We start from the raw sequence: 20,809 nt of genomic DNA on the forward strand, positions 1-20,809 counted from the left end.
CCCTGATCGGCGAGTAGGGTCGGCGGCATGTGCCGCAACATCCGCTGTCTCCACAACTTCGAACCGCCGACCACGGACGACGAGGTCCGCGAGGCCGCGCTCCAGTTCGTGCGCAAGGTCAGCGGATCCACGCGTCCCTCCCGAGCCAACACACCGGCGTTCGAGCAGGCGATCGACGAGATCGCCGCGGCCACCCGCCGCATGCTCGACCAGCTTGTCACGAGCGCTCCGCCGAAGAGCCGTGAGGCCGAAGCGATCAAGGGGCGTGCCCGGCACGAGAAGCGGATGGAGCGCGAGGTGCGGATCCGCACGGCGTCCGCCTGACCGGCGGACGCCGCGATCAGGCGGACGCGGGGGCGAGCACGGCGCGTGCGGACGTCGTGCGCCGCGCCACGACCGCGAGCGTGGTCGCGGCGATCGAGAGCACGGTCCAGACCACGAGCGCGGCGATCGCGGATCCGACGCCGTCGCGGCCCAGCAGGGCGGTCGCGGCGGGAGAGGTGGGGAGGATGCCCGCGAGCCCCGCCAGCCATCCGGGGAGCGTCGAGATGATCCCCGCGCCCAGCGCCGCGACCCCGACGAGGGCCGCGACCCAGCGTCCGAAACCGCCGAGCACCGCGACGAGCGCCTGGTTCACCGCCGCGAACGCCACACCGGTCAGCACGGCGACACCCGCGAAGCCCCACCAGCGCGCGGGATCGTACGCGGCGACGATCTGCACGACGAGGGCGACGAGCAGCCCCTGTGCCGCCCCGATCGCAGCCGCGGGGGCGAGGCCGCGCAGCGCGAGCGACGCCGAGGAGCGCCGGGAGGTGAGCGCGCGTGCGGTGAACGCGCGGATCGCCAGGAACGACGCCAGGCCCCCGAACCACAGCACGACGGTCGCGAGCAGGGGGATCGCGGTCGGTCCGAACATGCCGCCCGAGGTGTCGGCCGTGACGGGATCGGCCACGACCGAGGCGAGCGACGACGCCTCGGCGTCGGTGCGCTTCGGCAGGGAGTCGGCCGCCTGGTGCAGCCCCGCCGCGAGATCCTTGGTTCCGCTCGCGAGCGAGGTCAGTCCGGTGCCGAGCTGCGTCGCGCCGTCGGCCAGCTGGGTCGCTCCGGACTGCAGGCCCGTCGCCCCGGAGGCGAGGCCCTGGGCGCCGGTCTGGCTCTGCGACGCGCCGGCCGAGAGCTGGTTCATCCCGGCTGAGAGCTGGTTGATCCCATCGGCGGCGGAGCGGAGCTGGCCGGGGAGGGCGGTGAGCCCGGACATGCCTTCGGACACTCCCGCAGCGCCTTGCGCGGCACCCGCGGCGACGGGATCAAGCTGTGCGGCCCTGGCGGACAGCGCGGCGAGCTGATCGCAGACCGGCTTGGCCGTGACGGGATCGCAGTCGGCCAACGCTTGATCGATCCCCTTCCGCAGACCACTCACCCCTGCGCTCGTCCCGTTCGCGGCGGTGCTCGTGTCGGACGCGGCCTTCGCCAGATCCGTGATCCCCTTGCCGGGAGCTTCCAGGGCATCCGCGCCCCGGGAGAGTCCTGCGCCGATCCGGTTCGCTCCGGTCTGCGCGGAGGTGATGCCGTCCGAGAGCGATCCGAGGCCGGTGGCGAGCTGCGAGGCGCCGTCGGAGAGCTGTCCCGCTCCGTCGGCGAGCTTCGTCGCGCCCTCCGGGATCGCCGCCGCGCCGTTCGCGGCGGACTGGGCGCCGCCCGCGAGCGTGTCGGCGCCGTCGGCCGCCTCGCCGATCTTGTCGCCGAGCGTGCCGAACCCGACGAGGACGTTCTGCAGCGTGCTCTTCGAGATCGTCGAGCCCATCGTGGCCGCGGCGGTGTCGGCGATCTGGTTCGCGATGAGCCCGTCCGCGGCGCGCGCCTGCGGGGCCGTGGTGACCGAGATCGTCGCCTTCTCCGCGGACTTCGCCGGATCCTGGATCGCGGCACCGCCCGAGACGGCCGCGGACGAGAAATCCTTCGGGATCCGCACGACCGCCTGGTAAGTGCCGTCCTTGAGGCCCTGGGTCGCGTCCTTCTCGTTCGAGACGACCCAGGTGAGGTTCTCGTCCTTCTTGCCCGTGCCGTCGACGAGACCCGCCGACAGCTGGCGGCCGAGCGGTGCGAGCTGGCCGTTGACGGTCGCAGGCTCGTCGTCGTTCACGATCGCCGCGGTCATCGCGTCCAGCCGCTGGGTGGGATCCTGCAGCGCCGCCACGAGGACGCCGCCGATCGCGGCGGGCAGTAGCAGCACGCCGATCAGCGTGAGCGCCGTGACGGGCTTGTGCGAGCGTGCGCGCTCGATCAGCGCGGACAGACGGGAGGTCATGCGGTCACCTCGTCGAGGTCGTCGGTTTCTCGGGCGAAGGAGCGCCCGCGGAGCGGGAGGGTGTGCGGATCCGCCCACCCGGCGTCGCGGAGCAGCGCGGCGACGTCGGACGACGTGCCGGCCCCGGAGGTCGCGACCACGGCGAGCGGGCGGCGGGCCGCGGCATCGCGCAGCATGGCGGCCGCCTGCTCGCGCTGCGAGAGCGTGAGCAGGCCGATCCCGTCGAGGATCACCAGGCGGGAGCGCCCGCGGAGCGCTTCGCGCAGGTCGCGCAGCGGATCCGCCGACGCGCCTCCCGCCTCGACCAGCACGATGCCCACGTGCGCACGCACCCACGCGGCACGCCCCGGCAGGAGGTGGCCGGCGACCCGCAGGAGGCCCTCGGCGGGGATGCGCCCGGCGAGAGCCAGAGCGACGGCTCGCCGCGCCGGCGCGTCATCCCCGCTCAGCACCAGGGCCGCCCCGGGGGCGAGCCGCAGATCCAGCGCCGTGACGGCGCCGGGGACGTCGAGGCCGTCGGCGGCGAGGATCGAGTCGTCGCCGGGCCAGGCGTCGAGGTGCTTCTCGCGCTCGACCGCCTCGCCCTCGATGTCGACGTGCGGGAGCACGCGGCCGAGCCAGGCGGGGATCCGCCATGCGCGATCGCCGAGGATCGCCATGAGCGCGGGGATGAGGGTCATCCGCACGAGGAACGCGTCGATCGCGATGCCGGCCGCGAGGCCCAGCGCGATGGGCTTGAGCGACGAGTCGCCCTCGGGGACGAAGGCGACGAAGACCGCGAACATGATGACGGCGGCCGCGGTCACGACCCGGGCAGACCCCGAGAAGCCGCTGCGGACGGCGCGGATCGCGGCGGCCCGTGCCGTGGCGCGATCCTTCGACTCCGGGTCGTGCACGTAGTCCTCGCGCATGCGCGAGACGAGGAAGACCTGGTAGTCCATCGCGAGGCCGAACAGCACGCCCATGAGGATGATCGGCATGAAGCTGATGATCGGACCGACGCGGGCGACGTGCAGGGCGTCGGCGAACCAGCCCCACTCGAAGACCGCGGCGACGACCCCGAACGCCGCGACGATCGAGAGCAGGTAGCCGAGGGCGGCCGTGACGGGCACCCACAGGGAGCGGAAGACGATCGTCAGCAGCACGAGGGAGAGCCCGATCACGAAGATCCCGAACGGGAGCAGCGCGGCGCCGAGCTGATCCGAGATGTCGATGCCGACCGCGGTGAATCCGGTGACCTTGAGGTCGATTCCGAACTCCTTCTTCCACTCGTCGTGGTGGGCGCGCAGCTCGCGGACGAGGTCGGCGGTGGCGGGCGCGTCCGGAGCGGTGGTGGGGATGACCTGCACGATGCCCGTGTCCGCCGTCTGATTGGGGGTCGCCAGGGCGATCTCCGCGACGCCGGGAAGGCGCCCGACCGCGTCGCCGAGTCGATCCATCAGCCCGACCGGATCCGTGGACGTGACGATCGTTCCGGTGAGGATCAGCGGCCCGTTGAACCCGGGGCCGAAGTGCTCGGCGGTGAGGTCGTAGTTCTGCCGGGCCTCCGAGCCCTTGTCGAGCACGCCGGCGTTCGGCAGGGCGAGGGCGAGACTCGTGGCGGGCACGGCGACGACGCCGAGGCCCAGGACCACGGCGACCGCGACGAGCACGGGATGCTTGGTCACGCCGCCGACCCAGCGCTCCGAGAAGCGGCGCCGCGGTGCCGACGGCGTCTTCTTCGTCCTCGTGGCGGCGCGGGGCGGACGGCCCGCGACCCGTCCCTTGAGGAAGCCGAGGATCGCGGGGGTCAGGGTCACCGCGATGAGCACGGCGATCGCGACGGCGACCGCGGCGGCGATGCCCATCGTGGTGAGGAACGGGATGCCGGCGAAGCCCAGGCCGATCAAGGCGATGAGCACCGTGACCCCGGCGAAGAGGACGGCGGATCCGGCGGTCCCCGTCGCCCGCGCCGCCGACTCCTCCGGATCCACGCCCGCGCGCACCTGGTCCTGATGCCGCGCCATGATGAACAGCGCGTAGTCGATGCCCACGGCGAGACCGAGCATGAGCGCGAGCAGCGGGGTCGTCGAGGAGACCGAGGCGAAGGCGGTCGCGGCGAAGATCGCGGCCATCGAGATGCCGACGCCGAGAATGGCGGTCACCAGCGGCATGCCGGCCACGACGAACGAGCGGAAGGTCACGATCAGCACGAGCAGCGCGATCACCAGACCGACCGCCTCGGTGATCGACAGCGCGGGGATCGACGTGGCGAAGAGGTCGCCGCCGAGCACCGCGCGCGCGCCGTCGGGAAGCTCCTTCTGCAGGTCGGACACCGCGGTGCGCAGCTCGTCCTTCGTCGCGGACGACACCTCGGAGGCCTGGCCGCGGAACTGCAGTCGGACGATCCCCGCCGTCCCGTCCTTGCTCACCATCCCCGTGACGTGCTCGTCGAAGGGCGAGGTCGCCGCGAGGACGCCCTTCAGATCCGCGAGCTCCCCCACCGTGCGCTGGATGGGCGCCTTGTACGCGGCGTCCTTCACGTCGTCCCCGGGGGCTGCGACGACGATGAACTGCGCGCTCGTACCGCTGACCTGGGGGAACGTGCGCTCGAGCTGTTCCAGCCCCGCCTGCGACTCGGTGCCGGGGATCGAGAACGTGTTGTCGGTGCCCTTGCCGAGTGCGAGGGCGGCCCCTCCGGCGATGCCGAGGACGAGGAGCCAGGCGACGAGCACGCGCCAGGGGTGCCGGAACGACCATCGTCCGAGCGAGAAGAGCAGGGTGGACACGCGGTTCCTCCGGACGGGCTCGGGATGTGTCGGGGCAGTGTCGAACGAGTTCGATACACTTGTGTATTCAATACGTCAATGTATCGTAATTCGGCGGTGCCGCGATATCCTGTGCGTGGGATGTGAATCGTGCGACGATGCCGTCGTCGGGAAGTGGTGGACATGACGATCGGTGCGACGCGGAGCCGCGAGAACACCCGTGCCCGGCTGCTCGATGCGGCGGCGCAGGTCTTCGCGGAGGAGGGCCTGGATGGTGCGACCGTCGAGGCGGTCTGCGAACGCGCGGGCTTCACGCGCGGCGCGTTCTACTCCAACTTCGCCTCGAAGGACGAGCTGTTCCTCGAGCTCGCCGGCGCCGTCTCGGCGGAACGGCTCGGAGCGGTGCGCGAGCGCATCGACGAGCTCACGGCCTCGGGGGCGCTCGCCGCCGACTGCGATCCGACCACGCTCGTGCAGCAGGTCATGGACACGGGCACCGACGATCGGCTCGGCGTGATGCTGCTCAGCGAGATCCGCCTGCGCGCCGTGCGCGATCCGGTCTGGGGCGCCGCCTACCTCGCGCAGGAGCAGGAGATGGTCGACGGCATCGCCCGGATCATCGAGGACGTGGTCTCCACGGGATCGATGTCGTTGCGGGTCGAGGCGCCCCTCGCCGCACGCATGCTGCTGATCCTCTGGGAAGGCATGACGGTGCGCGGTGCGATGGCCGGTCAGGACGATGCGCAGCTGCGCCGCACGGGCAGCGTCGAGCTCGGCCGTGCCGTGTCGCTGCTGCTCGGCTGAGGCGCGCACCGGTCGTCGACCGGATCCGCGCCCCGTGGTCCCCCTCCCGGGGTTCGTTGACCGAGGACGCCGAAGGCGACCGAGACGAAACGCGGTTCGCCACCTTCGCGACCACCCCAACCCCGGGGTCGTTGAGCGAGGACGCCGAAGGCGCGCGAGACGAAACGCCGTCCCTCCCGGACCACCCGCCCCCGGCGGGGCCGTGCTCAGCCCCGCCGCTCGGCTGCCCCCTGCGCGGCCCCCTCCGCGAGCAGAGCGTGGCAGCGCACGAGCCGGTCGATCCACCAGGTGCGGCGGTCGGCGGGCGCCGCGAGACGCGTGAGCGCGGCCGGATCGGGCGTCACACGCGCCGGCGAGACGGTCCCGGCGATGGGGCGCGCCTCGGCAACGTCGTCCGCGAAGAGCGCGGCGGTGCCGAGGCCGCAGTCGTAGTCGAGGTCGGGGAGCGCCGCGGCGAGGGCCGCGCCGAGCGACAGGCCGACCGCCGTGTCCAGGGCGCTGGAGACGACGACGGGCAGGCCAGCCTCCGCCACGATCGCGAGCGCTCGCTCGATGCCGCCGAGCGGCTGCGCCTTGACGACGAGCAGGTCCGCGGCGCCCGCCCGCGCGACGGCGAGGGGATCGGTCGCCTTGCGCACGCTCTCGTCCGCGGCGATCGGGATGTCGAGATACGCGATCCGCGTGCGCAGTTCGGCGAGCTCGTCGACGCTCGCGCAGGGCTGCTCGGCGTACTCCAGATCGAACGGAGCGAGGGCGTGCACGGCGCGCTCGGCCTCGTCGACGTTCCAGCCGCCGTTCGCGTCGATCCGGATCCGCCCCTCCGCACCCATGCAGGAACGCACGGCGCGCACGCGGTCCACGTCGTCGGCGAGCGTCTGCCCGGACTCGGCGACCTTGACCTTGGCGGTCCGGCAGCCGTCGAAGCGTTCCAGGACCTCGGGGACGTGCGCCGCGGCGATCGCGGGCACCGTGGCGTTCACCGGGATGCGCTCCCGCCGCGGGCTCGGGCGGGGCCGCCAGGCGTCGGCGAGGCCGGCGGCGAGCCAGGTCGCGGCCTCGGCGTCGTCGTACTCGGCGAACGGCGAGAACTCGGCCCAGCCCTGCGGCCCCTCGAACAGCAGCGCCTCACGGACATCCACCCCGCGGAACCGCGTGTGCATCGGAAGCGCGACCACCCGGGCGGTCTCGAGGATGTCGGCGAGCGCGGGGAGGTCGGTCATGCCCCCATCATGCACCGGCGCGGCGGCGCGACGCGGCTACCCGGCGGGGTTCGCCTGCTCCCGTCGCGGAGTCCGTCAGCCTTTTCGTATGGAGTGCGATCAATAGAATCGTGTGATTGACAATAGTGTGTGTCGCACAATATGGTGTTGACCATGAACGACGAGGAGTTCGACGGGCACCTGCAGGAGCTGAGGCGCGGCACGGTCGTGCTCGCGAGCCTGCGGCTGCTGCACGAGCCCGGGTACGGATACGGCCTGCTCGAGCAGCTGAGCGCCGCCGGTTTCCCCACCGACTCCAACACGCTCTACCCTCTGCTGCGCCGCCTCGAGAAGCAGGGGTATCTCGTGAGCGAGTGGAACACCGAGGAAGCGCGCCCGCGCAAGTTCTACCGCACCTCCGACGCCGGGCTGCGCCTGGCCGACACCCTCACCCGCGACGTGCAGGCGATCGCCGCGGCCGCGAAGAAGCTTCCCTGACCTCCCGGAGGAGAACATCATGGACACCGACACGTCGCTCGCCGAGCGATACGTGACCGCCGTCGCGCGGTCCGTCCCCGCTGCCGACCGCGCGGAGGTCTCCGCCGAGCTGCGCGCGTCGATCGCCGACGAGGTCGAGGGTCGCATCGCCGCCGGCGAGGAGCCCGCCGCGGCCGAGTACGCCGTCATCGCCGAGCTCGGCGATCCGATCGCGTACGCGGCGTCGCTTTCCGGCCGGCCCCTCGTGCTGATCGGCCCCCGGTACTACGCCGCCTGGCTGCGCCTGCTGCGCCTTCTCCTGATCATCGTGGTCCCCGTCACCGCCCTCATCGCGGGACTCGTCCGGGCGATCGGCGGCGGCGATGTGGGCGCGGTGATCGGATCCATGATCCCGGCGATCATCACGTACGGCGTGCACGTCGCGTTCTGGACGACCCTGGTCTTCGCCGTGCTGGAACGGGTGGGATCCACCGGCGACACGGTGCTCGACTGGACGCCCGACAAGTTGCCGCGCACCGTCATCCCCACCGCGCGGCTCTCGGACCTGATCGGCATCGCCGTCATGACCGTGCTCCTCGTCGGCTCCGTCGTCTGGGACCGGACCATCGGCTGGGGCGACCAGCACGTCCACGTGCTGGCGCCGGGCCTGTGGCCGTGGGTCATGACCGCGTGGTTCGGGCTGCTCGCGATCGGCCTGGTCGTCGAGGCGATCGTCGCCGTGCGGGGGCGCTGGAGCGCTCCGCTCGCGGCGGTGAGCATCGCGGCGAGCCTGGTCGCGATGATCGGGGCGATCATGCTGATCTGGCGCGGCGCTGTGATCGCCCCCGAGCTGATGGCGCAGATGCGGGCCGCCAGTACCCCGACCGCGGACGTCGTGCAGATCGTGAACATCTCGGTCACCGCGGTGCTGGGCGGGATCCTCATCGGGCTGCTGTTCGACGCCTACCGCAAGCTCGGTCTCGCCCGCGAGGCGTGAGCGGTCCGCTGCGGACGACAGTCGGAATAGGCTGGAACCGTGACTGACACGTTCGTCTCCGACCTGTTCGACCCGGCCGAGTGGACGCTCGCCCCGGGCGCGGGGGAGTACACCGACATCACCGCGCACGTCTCGAACGACGGGCGGATCGCCCGTATCGCCTTCGACCGGCCCGAGGTGCGCAACGCCTTCCGCCCGCACACGGTCGACGAGCTGTACCGCGCGCTCGACGAGGCGCGGCAGGATCCGAGGATCGGCGTCGTGCTGCTCACCGGCAACGGCCCGAGCCCCAAGGACGGCGGCTGGGCCTTCTGCTCCGGCGGCGACCAGCGCATCCGCGGTCGCGACGGCTACAAGTACTCGGAGGACGAGACGGCCGTGCCCGCGCAGGCGCAGGCCCGCGCGGGGCGCCTGCACATCCTCGAGGTGCAGCGGCTCATCCGGTTCATGCCCAAGGTGGTCATCGCCGTCGTGCCGGGGTGGGCGGCCGGAGGCGGGCACTCGCTGCATGTGGTCTGCGATCTGACGATCGCGAGCGCGGAGCACGGCCGGTTCAAGCAGACCGACGCCGACGTCGGATCCTTCGACGCCGGCTACGGATCCGCGTACATGGCGCGGCAGACCGGGCAGAAGTTCGCCCGCGAGGTGTTCTTCCTCGCCGAGGAGTACTCCGCCGAGCGGGCGATGCAGGCGGGCGCCGTGAACCGCGTCGTGCCGCACGCGTCGCTGGAGAAGGAGGCGATCGCCATGGCGCGCACGATCCTCACCAAGTCGCCCACCGCGATCCGCATGCTCAAGTTCGCCTTCAACGCCGTCGACGACGGGCTGGTCGGCCAACAGGTCTTCGCGGGCGAGGCGACCCGCCTCGCGTACGGCACCGACGAGGCCGTCGAGGGCAGGGACTCGTTCCTGCAGAAGCGCGAGCCGGACTGGTCGCCCTACCCCTGGCACTTCTGACCCGCATGCGCGCGCTCACCGCGATCGACACCGCCGATCCCGTCGCGTTCCGGCACGCGGTCGCGCGGGCGCTCGACGGGGAGAATCCGCTGGCGCTCGGCTTCCGGCCGTCCGACGAGGACCGGGTCCCGGACGGGACCGCGGTCGTGATCGCGACCTCGGGTTCGACCGGCGTCCCCAAGCGCGTGGTGCTGAGCGCCGCCGCGCTGCGCGCGTCCGCATCCGCGACCGCGGCGCGGGTGGGATCCGGATCCTGGCTCCTCGCGCTCGCCCCGGGCTACGTCGCCGGCCTGCAGGTCGTGGTCCGCTCCGTGCTCGCCGGGACGACGCCGGCGGTGCTGCCCGGTCGCTTCCATGCCGCGGAGTTCTGCGCGCTCGCCGCAGAGCTGTCCGCGGGGGGCGCCCGGCTGAGCTCGCTCGTCCCTGCGCAGCTCGGCGATCTGCTGGACCTGGCAGGTCACGACCCGGCGGCGGCGACGGCGCTGCGCACCTTCGACGCCCTGCTCATCGGCGGGCAGGCGCTCGCCCCGGCCCTGCGCGCGCGGGCCGCCGACCTCGGCGTCCGGATCGTGCGCACCTACGGGTCGAGCGAGACCGCCGGGGGATGCGTGTACGACGGCGTGCCGCTGGACGGCGTGCGCGTCGCGCAGGTCGACGGCGAGCTGCGGATCGGCGGCCCCACGCTCGCGGACGGCTATCTCGGCGACCCGGCGCAGACCGCCGACCGATTCCTCCGAGCCGAGGGCGCGCGCTGGTACCGCACGGGCGACCTCGGGGAGATCTCCGACGACGGCGTCGTCGCGGTCACCGGGCGCGCGGACAACGTGATCGTCTCGGGCGGCGTCAATGTGAGTCTCGACCGGGTCGAGCGGGTCGTGCGCACCGTGCCGGGGCTCGGCAGCGCGCTCGTCGTCCCCGTCCCCGACGAGCGCTGGGGTCAGGGCTCGGCGATCGTGGTCCCCGGCGGAATCGACACCGGCACCGAGGACCCGGCGGAGGCGTCGCTCGCCGTCGTGCGCCTGCTGGACGCCGTCCGTGACGCCGTCGCCGCGGAGATCGGCCCCGCGGCCCGGCCGTCGCTGCTCCTGCCCGTCCGCACGCTCCCGCTGCTCGCGTCGGGCAAGCCCGACCGCCGCGCCCTCAGCGCCCTCGCCGCCCGCACCCACGCGCTCTGAGACCGACGGCAGGCCCCCGTCGTGCCGGGGTCCCGCGGATACATCGTCCGACGGATGTCCCGGCGGACCCTGTCGCGTACCGTGAGGGGGTGATCCGCAGCATCCCCCGTTCCTGGCTCGTCTTCGACATCGTCGGATCCGGGATCGGGCTGCTGCTCACGCTCTCCATGACCTCCGCGCTCGCGGCGGGGCCGATCGTGAACTGGCTCGGCGACGGCACGGTGGCCGCCGTGCTGACCGCGGTCGTCGCGATCGTGCTGTGGTCGGCCGCCGCGATCTGCCGGCTCTCCCCGCCGATCGCCCTCATGATCGCCTGGGCGGGGGCGATCCTGCAGATGGCCTGCGGCTTCTCCCCGGCCCCGTACGATCTCGCGATCCTCGGGGTGCTCTTCGCGACCGCCGCCTGGGGGACGCGCCGGGTGATGTGGCTCGGCGGGGTGTCCGCGCTGGTCGGCGGCCTTCTCGCCGGTGCCTACCTCTCGCTGATCAACGAGCCCGGCCTGCTGCAGGACGAGCAGACGGGACTGCGCATCGCGGTGGTCGCCGGTCTCCTCGGGGCGGTCTCGGTGCTCACGCTCGTGATGGCCTGGGGCGCCGGGCTGCTGTGGCGCCTCGTGCTGCGCGGGCGCACCACCCGGGAGGCGCAGGTGCGCGCGGAGGCCGCTGCCGCCGCGGAGCAGGAGCGCGTGCGGATCGCCCGTGACATGCACGACGTGGTCGCGCACTCTCTCGCCGTCGTGATCGCGCAGAGCGACGGCGCCCGATACGCCGCGCAGACGGATCCCGCGCTCGCGACCCAGGCGCTGACGACCATCGGCCAGACCGCGCGCGCCGCGCTCGCCGACGTGCGACTGCTGCTCACTCAGCTGCGCCACCGCGAGGGGGAGGGCCCCCAGCCGACCCTCGCCGATCTGGAGCAGTTGTACGCGCAGGTCCGTCACGCGGGCATCGAGCCGCGCGTCACGGTCGACCCGACCCCGCCCGGCGAGCCGCCCGCCGCGATCCAGCTCGCGGTCTACCGCATTCTGCAGGAGGCCCTCACCAACGCGATCCGCCACGGCACCGGCGAGGTGGACGTGCGGCTGTCCTGGCTCGCGGACCGGGTGCGGATCACCGTCCTGAACGACGTGGCGCCGACCCACGTCCCCGGCCACGGGGGCCACGGTCTCGTCGGCATGCGCGAACGCGCGCAGCTCGTGGGCGGTACGCTCGGGGCCGAGCGCGAGGGCGAGCGGTTCGCCGTCCGTGCCGAGCTCCCGGTCGGGGCGACGGAGATCGCGGGATGAGCGCGCCGGCCGTGGTCGCCGGAGCGCACGAGAGAGGAGAGGCATGATCCGGGTCGTGCTCGTCGACGATCAGGCGCTGTTCCGCGCGGGGATCCGCATGCTCGTCGCATCCCAGCCCGATCTCGAGGTGGTCGGCGAGGCGGGCAACGGGCAGGAGGCGATCGACGTCGTCCGCGCCGTGCGTCCGGACGTCGTGATGATGGACATCCGCATGCCGGTCATGGACGGTCTCACCGCCACCGCGCGGATCCTGGAGGACGCGGATCCGCCCCGCGTCGTCATGCTCACGACGTTCGATCTCGACGAGGCCGCCGCCCGCGCGATCCGCCGGGGGGCGAGCGGCTTCCTGCTGAAGGACGCGGATCCCGAGTTCCTGCTCGCCGCGATCCGCACGGTGCACTCCGGTTCCAGCGTGATCGCCGCGTCGGCGACGCGGGAGCTGTTCGCGCACTTCTCTGCGCCGGAGCCGACGCCCGTGCCCGCCCGCTACGGCGACCTCACCGATCGGGAGCGGGAGATCTTCGCGCTCGCCGCACGGGGGCTCTCGAACTCGGAGATCGCCGCGCGCGAGTTCCTCTCCGAGGCGACCGTGAAGACGCACATCTCGCGGATCCTCACCAAGCTCGTGCTGCGCGACCGGGTGCAGCTCGTCGTGTTCGCGTTCGAGCACGGTCTCACCGCCTGACCGTCCGCGCTCAGTCCTCGGCGCGCAGCAGCCCGAGCAGCGCCAGCGCGGCACGGCTCGGGCGACCGCGGTGCACCACGCCCAGCCGGGATCGCGCGGCGGGCGCATCGACGGGGATCGCGCGGATCCCCTCCCAGCGCCGGCAGGTCGCGGCGCTCACCACGCCCACGCCGAGGCCGCGGACCGCGAGCCGCTCCACGACCGAGGGGGTCGCGACCTCCCAACGCGGAGCACGCGCGCCCGGCCTGCCGGACAGCAGAGCGTCCAGCGCCGCGCGATCGCCCGTGCCCTCCGGCAGCGCGATGAGATCCATCCCGATCAGCTCGGCCGGGCGGATCGCGCGTCGTGCCGCCCAGGGATGCGCGGGCGCGACGACGGCCACGAGCGGATCGTCGAAGATCGTCGTGGCGACGAGGCCCTCCGGGGGCTCCGCGGCCCATGCGAGCAGCGCGAGGTCGAGGTCTCCGTGGCGGACGGCCTCCGACAACCGGGCCGACGTGTCCTCCTTGAGCCGCAGGTCGATCCCCGGATGCGCCGCGCTGAGCGCAGCCAGCGCGTCGTAGAAGACCGGCCAGGTCAGCCCGGACACCGTACCCACCCGGAGCGAGCCGAGGATCAGGCCACGGAGGTCGGCCGCGGTCGCGCCGATCTCGCCGACGGCCTCGACCGCCGCGCGGATCACGGGCAGGAGGCGCTCGCCGTCGCCGGTGAGCGCGATCCGGCGTGCGCTGCGGTCGAAGAGCGCGACGCCGAGCTCGCGTTCGAGCTTCTGCACCTGGGTGCTCACGCCGGACTGGCTCACGCGCACCGCGGCGGCCGCGGCGGTGAACGACCCCGTCTCGACGACGGCGAGGGCATATCTGAGCTGATGCAGTTCCATCTTCACGACAGATGATACTCATCGATAACAGATGTTGGACGGATGGATCGGAGGGCGACAGCCTGGGAAGCGGAAAGGATCCACCATGACCGAGAACAGCACAGGGGACGCCACCGTCCCTATCCCCGTCCGCCTCGACATCGACACGGTCGCGCCGCGGTTCTCCCGCGCCCTCGCCGGGCTCGACGCCGCGATGGTGCGCGAGCTCGACGCCGCGGGCATCGACGCGCGGCTGCGCGAACTCGTCCGCCTGCGCGCCTCGCAGCTCAACGGCTGCAGCTACTGCGTCGATCTGCACACGACCGATGCGCGCAAGGCCGGCGAGACCGAACGGAGGATCGCCGCCGTCGCGGTCTGGGAGGAGTCGCCCTTCTTCACGGCGAGGGAGCGCGCCGCCTTCGAGCTCACCGAGAGCATGACCCGGCTGTCCGAGACGCACGTCCCCGATCGGGTCTGGGCGAGCGCCGCCGCCCGCTTCTCCGCAGAGGAGCTCGGCGCCCTCGTCGCGCTCGTCGTCACGATCAACGCCTGGAACGCGGTCGGCGTCTCGACGCACGCCTGGACGGGCTCGCTGTGAGCGGGGCGGAGCGGACCCGCGAGGCCGCGCGCGTCTACTTCGAGGCGTGGCGGGACCGCGACTTCGCCCTGCTGCGCACCGTGCTCGCCGAGGACGTCGAGTTCTCCGGCGTCTTCGGCGACGCGCACGGGATCGACGAGTGCATCGCAGGGCTCCAGGGCATGGCCTCCTCCGTCATGGACACGGTCGAGCTGACACGACGCGTCGTGGAGGACGCCGACGCGATGACGTGGTTCGATCTGATCGGCACGAACGGCGCCCGGGTGCCCACCGTGAACTGGAGCCGGGTCGAGAACGGGCTGATCACCCGCATCCGGGTCGTGTTCGATCCGCGGCCGCTGACGTGACGCCGTCGGATCATCCCGCAGATGTAGGCGGATGAGTCCCGAGGGCGACGCGGCCGAGGGCAGGCGCTCCGTAGCGTCGAAGCATGGAGATCACGACGACAGACCTCGGCCTCGCCGCCCGCGTCCAGCACCTGTCCAAGACCTACGGCTCCGGCGAGAGCGGCGTGCGGGCGCTCGACGACGTCAGCGTCGGCATCCGTCGGGGCCAGTTCACCGCGATCATGGGTGCCTCGGGATCCGGCAAGTCCACGCTCATGCACATCATGGCAGGTCTCGACGCGCCGTCGAAGGGGCGTGCGTGGATCGGCGACACCGAGATCACCGGGCTCGCCGACCTCGATCTGACGATCCTGCGACGGCGGCGCGTCGGGTTCGTCTTCCAGGCGTTCAACCTCGTGCCGACGCTCGACGCCCTCGGCAACATCCTGCTGCCGTTCGAGCTCGACGGGCGCCGGCCGTCGGCGATCGAGCGGGCGCGCATCGACGGACTCGTCGAGACCCTCGGGATCGGACCGCGGTTGCGCCACCGCCCGCATCAGCTCTCCGGCGGACAGCAGCAGCGCGTCGCGATCGCCCGTGCGCTCGCGACCGCCCCCGACCTCGTCTTCGCCGACGAGCCGACCGGGAACCTCGACTCCGCGACCGGTCGGGAGGTGCTGCACCTGCTCTCCCAGGCGAGTCGTGAGCACGGTCAGTCGATCGCGATGGTCACGCACGACGCGGTCGCGGCGAGCCACGCCGACCGCGTGCTCTTCCTCGGCGACGGCCGGATCGTCGCCGACCACCCCCGGCGGGGCGCGGAGGAGATCGCGTCCTTCATGCTCGCCACCGAGTCCGGGAAGCGGGTCGCCGCATGAGCGCCGCGACGCCCACGCTGCTCGAGACGCCGCTGAGTCCCTCCCGCCTCGCCTACCTGCGCGAACGCGGCATGGGGGCGAGCGTGTTCGTGGCCGCGCTCACCACGTCATTCGGAGTGATCCTCGTCGAGACCACGCAGTACCTCGGCGCGCTCCTGCAGGCCGATCCGCTGATCGGCAACAGCGCCACGCTCGCCTACGTCGTGCAGATCCTCTCCGCGATCCTCACCGCGGTCGCCCTGTACGTCGCCGCGATCGTGACCGCCAACACGTTCTCCACGATCGTCGCCGGACGCACGCGGCGGATCGCACTGCTGCGGCTCATCGGGGCGTCGGCGCGGGGACAGCGCACGGCGGTCGCCGGCCAGGGGCTGGGCGTCGGGGTCATCGGCGCGCTGCTCGGGCTCGCGGCAGGGCTGCTGCTGAGCGGCGTGGGGATCGCGATCGGCGATGCGGTCTTCCCGCACGCGCCCGCGTCGTTCTCGCCCCTGCAGCCGGGGATCCTGGTCCCCGCCCTCGGTGTGGTGCTCACCACCTGGCTCGCGGCCTGGGCGGGCTCCCGGCGCGTGCTCGCGGTCACGCCCTTGCAGGCGCTGTCCGGAGCGGCGGAGCGCACGGTCGCGGAGACGTCCTCCTCCGCCTCGCGTCACCTGGGCGCCGTCGCGCTGTTCGCGATCGGGGGCGCTCTGCTCGTCGGCGGGATCGCCTACGGCCTCGTGTCACCGCTCGGTGTCGTCATCGCGTTCTTCGGGGGGATCTTCTCGTTCACCGGGCTCGCGATCGGATCCGTCCTGGTCATGCCGCCCGTGCTGCGCCTGGTCGGCCGGATGTTCGGGCGGAGTGCGACCGCGCGCCTCGCCGCGGAGAACGCCCTGCGCCACCCCGAGCGGTCGAGTCGGATGGCGATCGGCGTCGTCATGGGCGTGACGCTCGTGACGATGTTCGCCGTGGCCCTGGAGTCGGCCAAGGCCCTCTTGATCCGACGCTCCGCGGAGACGCTGCCCGCGGGCTACTTCGCGCCGATCGACGTGTTCGCCACCGTCATGATGGTCCTCGTCGCCGTGTCGGCCGTGATCGCGGCCGTGGGGCTGGTGAACCTCCTCACGATCGGCGTCGTGCAGCGCCGTCGCGAGCTCGGACTGCTCAGGGCCATCGGGCTCAGCGGTCGCCAGGTGCGCGGGATGGTGCTGCGGGAGGCCGCGCACGTCACGATCGCGGCGACGGCGACCGGGCTCGTGCTCGGGATCGCCTACGGCTGGATCGCGGCGCAGTCCCTGCTCGGCTCGGTGCCGACGCTGCCGGATCTCCATCCCGCGGGTCTGGTCCCGCCGGCGATCCCGTGGGCTCCGATCGCCGCGATCGTCGTCGGCACCGCGGTGCTCACCCTCGTCGCCGCGGTCGCGCCGACCCGGCTGGCGACCAGGGTCGCGCCGGTCGAGGCGCTCGCCGCGGACTGAGGCCGAGGGCGGCGCGGCGGATCCGACGGGTCAGGCCCAGCGCCGTGCGAGTCGTCGGATCCGCCACCCGCGCCACTGCCAGGTCAGCCAGAGCGCGGGCCAGAGCAGGGCGGAGGTCGGGCCGCCGAAGACGAGACGATCGCGCCAGAGCGCGCCCCCGTCGGGAAGCGCCGAGACCGCCATCCTGTGGTCCCAGACGTCGAGAGCCGCGAGGGGGCCCGTGAGCGGGATCCCGCTGTCGCGGAGGATGCGGACGGTCTCGCCGCCCTGCTCCCGTGTCTCGTCGTAGGCGCCGATGAGCTGCGTGCCGAGCGGGATGCGCCCGAACAGTCGGAGCCGCACGGCCGTGTGCAGCACGGACGCGTCGCCCTCGTCGGGAAGGACGGGCTCCACGACGATCAGCGGGCCGTACAGCGCCGCGAGCACCTCGGGCGAGTGCAGCGCCGCCCAGGCGGCATCGGCGCTGGCGCGGATACGGAACTTGAGCTGGACGTGTCGCAGGCGCACGGGGCCACCGTTTCTCATCGGGGGGTCACCGCCGCGCGGCGCGCGTCCGCCGTGATCTCGCGTCGGGTCCAGACCAGCAGGAAGCGTTCGTCGTACCGCCGCGAGCAGCGCGCGCAGGAGGACGACCGCGTCGGACGGCGATGGCGATAGGTCACGTGGCCCGCGGGGCACCGCCCCACCCAGGGGGCGAGCTCCGTCGCGGTCTCGCCCCGGTGCGTGGTCCCGCCGTCGTACCCGATCGAGCGCGCGACGCGCTTCCAGGCCGCGCCGTGCGCCGCCTCGTGACCGGCCAGGGCGTGCGCGACCTCGTGCAGCAGCACCTGATGGATCTCGTCGTCCTCGAAGCGTGCGGCGAGATAGCGCGAGACCGTGATCCGCTTGTCGCGATAGTTGCACGCCCCGGCGCGGCGCTTGGCGTTGTCGAACCCGAACGACCAGGTGGTGTCGAGGTGCATGCCGATGAGCGCCTCGCCCCAGATGCGGACCCGTTCCAGTTCGGCCATGGCCTCCACGCTAACCCCCGGCAGGGACATCCGGCGCGGGGTCGGGAGTCCCGCGCCGTGGCTCAGCCGTTGACGGCGATCGGGTCGCGGCGGCGCTCGACGAGATCGACCGCGCGCAGCGCCGACTCGAGCGCGGCGTCGTCGGCGCCGGCCTCGCGGCGCAGGAAGACCGTGCGCTTGAAGCTCTCCCTCGCCTGCTCGTAGTCGCCCGCCTCGAAGGCGTTGCGGCCGCGGTGCTGGTGGGCGAACGCGGCGATCGGCACCCATCCCTGTCCTTCGGCCTCCGCGACGCAGGCGGCGAGCTCGTGATCCGCGGCCCCGTGGGCGCGGCGGTACTGCAGCACCGTCCCGCGCAGCACGCGCGCGCGGATCAGGTCCTTCCGCGTGCCGGCCATGCGCGCCTGGCGCACCGCCTCGTCCGCGAGCACGAGCGCGTCGTCCAGGCGCCCGAGCACCTTGAGCAGCCAGACGCGCTCGAACATGGCCGGAAGGCTGCGCTGGTCGGCGATTTCGTCGAGCCGGCCCTCGCACTCGGCCGCGCTCACCAGTTCGCGCAGAGAGTCCGGGTCGTATCCCTTGATGAAGCCCACGCGCCCGTCCTCCCGTTCCGTCGTCGCCTCGTCCAGTCTGCCTGCCCGCGCGCCCGGCGGCGGGGAGGGCGCGGGCGCGCCGTCGAAACCGGTATGACGGCGAGGGCGCGACGCGGCGCTCAGCGCAGGAACATCCCCGCGTCCGGACGCGGGGAGGCGACGGCGGTGGCGTCCGTGACGATCGCCGCGTCTTTGGCGAAGGCATCGACCTCCGCGCCGTGCGCGAGCTTGGCGGGATGGGGGCCGGCCGCGAGGATCCGCGGCAGGGCGTCCGCGGGCAGAGGGGCGCGCGAGGCGGCGAGCACGAGGTTCCCGAAGCGTCGTCCCTTGAGGATCTGCGCGTCGGCGAGGATCGCGAGCTCGGGCAGCACGGTGCGGATCGTCGCGACCTGTCGTCGGGCGAAGGCGAGGCCGGGGCCGTCCGCGACGTTGACGAGCAGCACCCCCCGGGGCGCCAGCACCGACGCGAGCTCGGCGTAGAACTCGGCGCTGGTGAGGTGCGCGGGCGTCTGGGCCCCGGAGTAGACGTCGGCCACCACGAGGTCGGCCCCGCCGAGGAGGGCGGGCGGCAGGCGCCGGACGCCTTCGCGGGCGTCGCCGATCCTGATCCGGATCGCCGCGCCCCGCGGCAGGGGCAGGTGCTCCCGGACGAGCTCGACGAGCGGCGCCTCCAGTTCGATCACCTGTTGGCGCGATCCCGGCCGCGTCGCCGCGATGTAGCGCGGAATCGTCATCGCCCCGGCGCCGAGGTGCACGGCCGAGATCGCCGCGCCGGGGGAGCCCAGCTGATCGATCAGGGCGCCCATCCGCACGATGTACTCGAAGTGCAGGTGGGCGGGGTCGGCCAGGTCGACGTGCGACTGCGGCGTCTCGTCGATGAGCAGCTCGTGGCCACCGCCGAACGCGGAGGGGACGATCCGCGCGATGCTCCCGGATCCGAGTCGGGCGGAGGGATGCTCGGCGTCCTTCGCTCGCGTGCGTCCCATACGTCGAGCCTATGCGCGCCCGCTTCCGCCGGGTGGATCAGAAGTTTCACGGAATGGTCACGGTCGTGGAAAAAACTTGCACGAGGTTTGTTAGTCACAAATACTTATTGGAACGCGAGATGCCTCGCACCACGGTGAAGTTCGAAGAGGAGATTCCCCCGATGAAGAAGCGCGTGCTTTCCCTCATCGCCCTCGGCGCGGCGGCGACGCTGGGCCTAGCCGGCTGCTCCGGCGGCGCGTCCGACAGCGCGAGCAGCGGTCCGGTCGACGGCAAGGGCAAGACCCTGAACGTCTGGATCATGAAGGGCACCAACCCCGACGCGACCGCGTTCTACGACAAGGTCGAGAAAGCCTTCAAGAAGGAGACCGGCGCCACGGTCAAGATCGAAGAGGTGCAGTGGGCGGATGCCCACGACCGTTTCACGACCGCGATGGCCGGCGGCACGACCCCTGACGTCGCCGAGGTCGGCACCACCTGGACTCCGGAGTTCGCCGACGCCGGCGCCCTGTTGGAACTGGACAAGTACGTCGATGCCGAGAAGGGCCTGAACGACGACCTCGTCCCCGCCCTCAAGACGGCCGGCACCTACGACGGGCACCTGTACGGGATGCCCTGGTACGCGGGCGTCCGCTCGATCGTGTACCGCACCGACGTGTTCGACAAGCTCGGCCTGAAGGCGCCGACCAACTGGGACGACATCGTCAAGGCCGGAGAGGCCGTCAAGGCCGCCGACCCCAACATGCTCGCCTTCCCGGTGCCCGGCGCCGCCGAGTTCCAGGTCTACCCCTGGGTCTGGGGCGCGGGCGGCGAGATCGCCACCGAGAAGAAAGGCACCTGGACGAGCGGGATGGACAGCGCGAAGTCGCAGGCGGGCATCCAGTTCTACACGGACCTGGCGCTCAAGCACGGCTTCTCCTCCGCCGGTGCGACCACCTGGAAGGAGACCGACCTCAAGGACGCCTTCACCCAGGGCAACGTCGCGATGATGCTGTCCGGTTCCTGGACGCCCAACGCGATCGTGCAGGCCAACCCCGACCTGAAGGGCAAGATCGGCGCGGCCGTGATCCCGGGCGAGGACGGCGGCATCGCCCCCTCCGTCCTCGGCGGCTCGCACCTGTCGATCTTCAACACCACGAAGAACCCCGACCTGGCCTGGGCCTTCACGAAGATGATGACCACGGGCGAGCTCGCCCAGGAGTGGGCCAGCCAGACCGGCTACTTCCCGGGCGTGCAGTCCGCGATGAAGGATGCGCTCGCCTCGAAGGACCCGCTCGTGGCCCCCTTCGCGAAGCAGATGGTCGACGGCGGCGGATCCGTGCCGGTCAGCCCCAACTTCGGCGCCGTGCAGGCGAAGAAGACCACCAACTCGATGATGCAGTCGATCCTCAGCGGCCAGAAGGACGTCGCGACCGCGACGAAGGACGCCGCCAAGGAGATGACCGACCTGCTGAACCAGAAGAAGTGACCCG

The 20,809-nt window shown here is 72.5% G+C and carries 21 protein-coding genes; 13 read left to right on the top strand and 8 right to left on the bottom strand.

What is annotated here, in order from left to right; genetic code table 11:
* Positions 1–27 precede the first annotated feature (27 nt).
* Complete coding sequence (locus Q0P88_RS01530) at positions 28–324, top strand: DUF2277 domain-containing protein (RefSeq protein WP_295010520.1); 297 nt, start codon at positions 28–30, stop codon at positions 322–324.
* 16 nt (positions 325–340) lie between these two features.
* On the opposite strand, the gene Q0P88_RS01535 is transcribed toward Q0P88_RS01530, so the two are convergent.
* The gene (locus Q0P88_RS01535) at positions 341–2,308 is read right to left on the bottom strand and encodes a YhgE/Pip family protein (protein ID WP_295010521.1); all 1,968 of its coding nucleotides are present in this window, start codon (positions 2,306–2,308) and stop codon (positions 341–343) included.
* Positions 2,305–5,076, bottom strand: a complete 2,772-nt coding sequence (locus tag Q0P88_RS01540; protein WP_295010522.1) for an efflux RND transporter permease subunit — start codon at positions 5,074–5,076, stop codon at positions 2,305–2,307. Before Q0P88_RS01540 ends, Q0P88_RS01535 begins: the two co-directional genes overlap by 4 nt.
* Positions 5,077–5,238: 162 nt before the next feature.
* Here Q0P88_RS01540 and Q0P88_RS01545 point away from each other — a divergent pair, with 162 nt between their 5' ends.
* Positions 5,239–5,859 (top strand): TetR/AcrR family transcriptional regulator, encoded by a 621-nt coding sequence (locus tag Q0P88_RS01545; protein WP_295010523.1) that lies wholly within the window; start codon positions 5,239–5,241, stop codon positions 5,857–5,859.
* A gap of 206 nt (positions 5,860–6,065) precedes the next feature.
* On the opposite strand, the gene Q0P88_RS01550 is transcribed toward Q0P88_RS01545, so the two are convergent.
* Complete coding sequence (locus Q0P88_RS01550) at positions 6,066–7,079, bottom strand: o-succinylbenzoate synthase (RefSeq protein ID WP_295010524.1); 1,014 nt, start codon at positions 7,077–7,079, stop codon at positions 6,066–6,068.
* 153 nt (positions 7,080–7,232) lie between these two features.
* Between Q0P88_RS01550 and Q0P88_RS01555 the strand changes: the two genes are divergently transcribed.
* From Q0P88_RS01555 to Q0P88_RS01580, 6 genes are all read left to right on the top strand, one after another.
* The gene (locus Q0P88_RS01555; protein WP_295010525.1) at positions 7,233–7,556 is read left to right on the top strand and encodes a PadR family transcriptional regulator; all 324 of its coding nucleotides are present in this window, start codon (positions 7,233–7,235) and stop codon (positions 7,554–7,556) included.
* Between the two features lie 19 nt (positions 7,557–7,575).
* Positions 7,576–8,532 (top strand): permease prefix domain 1-containing protein, encoded by a 957-nt coding sequence (locus Q0P88_RS01560; RefSeq protein WP_295010526.1) that lies wholly within the window; start codon positions 7,576–7,578, stop codon positions 8,530–8,532.
* Positions 8,533–8,571: 39 nt separating this feature from the next.
* Positions 8,572–9,489 carry a 1,4-dihydroxy-2-naphthoyl-CoA synthase gene (locus Q0P88_RS01565; RefSeq protein ID WP_295010527.1) on the top strand — a complete coding sequence of 306 codons (918 nt, stop codon included), beginning with the start codon at positions 8,572–8,574 and terminating at the stop codon, positions 9,487–9,489.
* 5 nt (positions 9,490–9,494) lie between these two features.
* Positions 9,495–10,664 carry an AMP-binding protein gene (locus Q0P88_RS01570; protein ID WP_295010528.1) on the top strand — a complete coding sequence of 390 codons (1,170 nt, stop codon included), beginning with the start codon at positions 9,495–9,497 and terminating at the stop codon, positions 10,662–10,664.
* 89 nt (positions 10,665–10,753) lie between these two features.
* Positions 10,754–11,950, top strand: coding sequence for a sensor histidine kinase (locus Q0P88_RS01575; protein ID WP_295010529.1), 1,197 nt, complete (start codon positions 10,754–10,756; stop codon positions 11,948–11,950).
* A 43-nt stretch (positions 11,951–11,993) separates the two neighbouring features.
* Positions 11,994–12,635: a response regulator transcription factor gene (locus Q0P88_RS01580; protein ID WP_295010530.1), complete on the top strand. Its 642-nt coding sequence runs from the start codon at positions 11,994–11,996 to the stop codon at positions 12,633–12,635.
* 10 nt (positions 12,636–12,645) lie between these two features.
* On the opposite strand, the gene Q0P88_RS01585 is transcribed toward Q0P88_RS01580, so the two are convergent.
* A complete protein-coding gene (locus tag Q0P88_RS01585; RefSeq protein WP_295010579.1) occupies positions 12,646–13,515 on the bottom strand; it encodes a LysR family transcriptional regulator in 870 nt (289 codons plus the stop codon).
* Between the two features lie 85 nt (positions 13,516–13,600).
* On the opposite strand from Q0P88_RS01585, the gene Q0P88_RS01590 reads away from it, so the two are divergent.
* The 4 genes from Q0P88_RS01590 to Q0P88_RS01605 all read left to right on the top strand — a co-directional run bounded on the left by Q0P88_RS01590 (position 13,601) and on the right by Q0P88_RS01605 (position 16,753).
* Positions 13,601–14,092 carry a carboxymuconolactone decarboxylase family protein gene (locus tag Q0P88_RS01590; RefSeq protein ID WP_295010531.1) on the top strand — a complete coding sequence of 164 codons (492 nt, stop codon included), beginning with the start codon at positions 13,601–13,603 and terminating at the stop codon, positions 14,090–14,092.
* Positions 14,089–14,439 carry a nuclear transport factor 2 family protein gene (locus tag Q0P88_RS01595; RefSeq protein WP_295010532.1) on the top strand — a complete coding sequence of 117 codons (351 nt, stop codon included), beginning with the start codon at positions 14,089–14,091 and terminating at the stop codon, positions 14,437–14,439. Before Q0P88_RS01590 ends, Q0P88_RS01595 begins: the two co-directional genes overlap by 4 nt.
* Before the next feature lie 83 nt (positions 14,440–14,522).
* Entirely contained in the window at positions 14,523–15,296 is a 774-nt protein-coding gene (locus Q0P88_RS01600) for an ABC transporter ATP-binding protein (protein ID WP_295010533.1), read from the top strand.
* The gene (locus Q0P88_RS01605; protein WP_295010534.1) at positions 15,293–16,753 is read left to right on the top strand and encodes an ABC transporter permease; all 1,461 of its coding nucleotides are present in this window, start codon (positions 15,293–15,295) and stop codon (positions 16,751–16,753) included. The genes Q0P88_RS01600 and Q0P88_RS01605 overlap by 4 nt, the downstream gene beginning before the upstream one ends.
* Positions 16,754–16,783: 30 nt before the next feature.
* Here the strand turns inward: Q0P88_RS01605 and Q0P88_RS01610 are convergent, their stop codons facing one another.
* The 4 genes from Q0P88_RS01610 to Q0P88_RS01625 form a co-directional block, all read right to left on the bottom strand.
* Entirely contained in the window at positions 16,784–17,260 is a 477-nt protein-coding gene (locus tag Q0P88_RS01610; protein ID WP_295010535.1) for a hypothetical protein, read from the bottom strand.
* 14 nt (positions 17,261–17,274) lie between these two features.
* Complete coding sequence (locus Q0P88_RS01615) at positions 17,275–17,763, bottom strand: SprT-like domain-containing protein (RefSeq protein ID WP_295010536.1); 489 nt, start codon at positions 17,761–17,763, stop codon at positions 17,275–17,277.
* 62 nt (positions 17,764–17,825) lie between these two features.
* Positions 17,826–18,353, bottom strand: coding sequence for a hypothetical protein (locus Q0P88_RS01620; protein ID WP_295010537.1), 528 nt, complete (start codon positions 18,351–18,353; stop codon positions 17,826–17,828).
* A 119-nt stretch (positions 18,354–18,472) separates the two neighbouring features.
* Positions 18,473–19,339 (bottom strand): spermidine synthase, encoded by an 867-nt coding sequence (locus tag Q0P88_RS01625; RefSeq protein ID WP_295010538.1) that lies wholly within the window; start codon positions 19,337–19,339, stop codon positions 18,473–18,475.
* Positions 19,340–19,458: 119 nt separating this feature from the next.
* Between Q0P88_RS01625 and Q0P88_RS01630 the strand changes: the two genes are divergently transcribed.
* A complete protein-coding gene (locus Q0P88_RS01630) occupies positions 19,459–20,805 on the top strand; it encodes a sugar ABC transporter substrate-binding protein (protein WP_363316492.1) in 1,347 nt (448 codons plus the stop codon).
* The last annotated feature ends 4 nt before the right edge of the window (positions 20,806–20,809 follow it).

Origin of the sequence: uncultured Microbacterium sp. (genome assembly GCF_945952435.1) — a bacterium.
Taxonomy (GTDB): Bacteria; Actinomycetota; Actinomycetes; order Actinomycetales; family Microbacteriaceae; genus Microbacterium.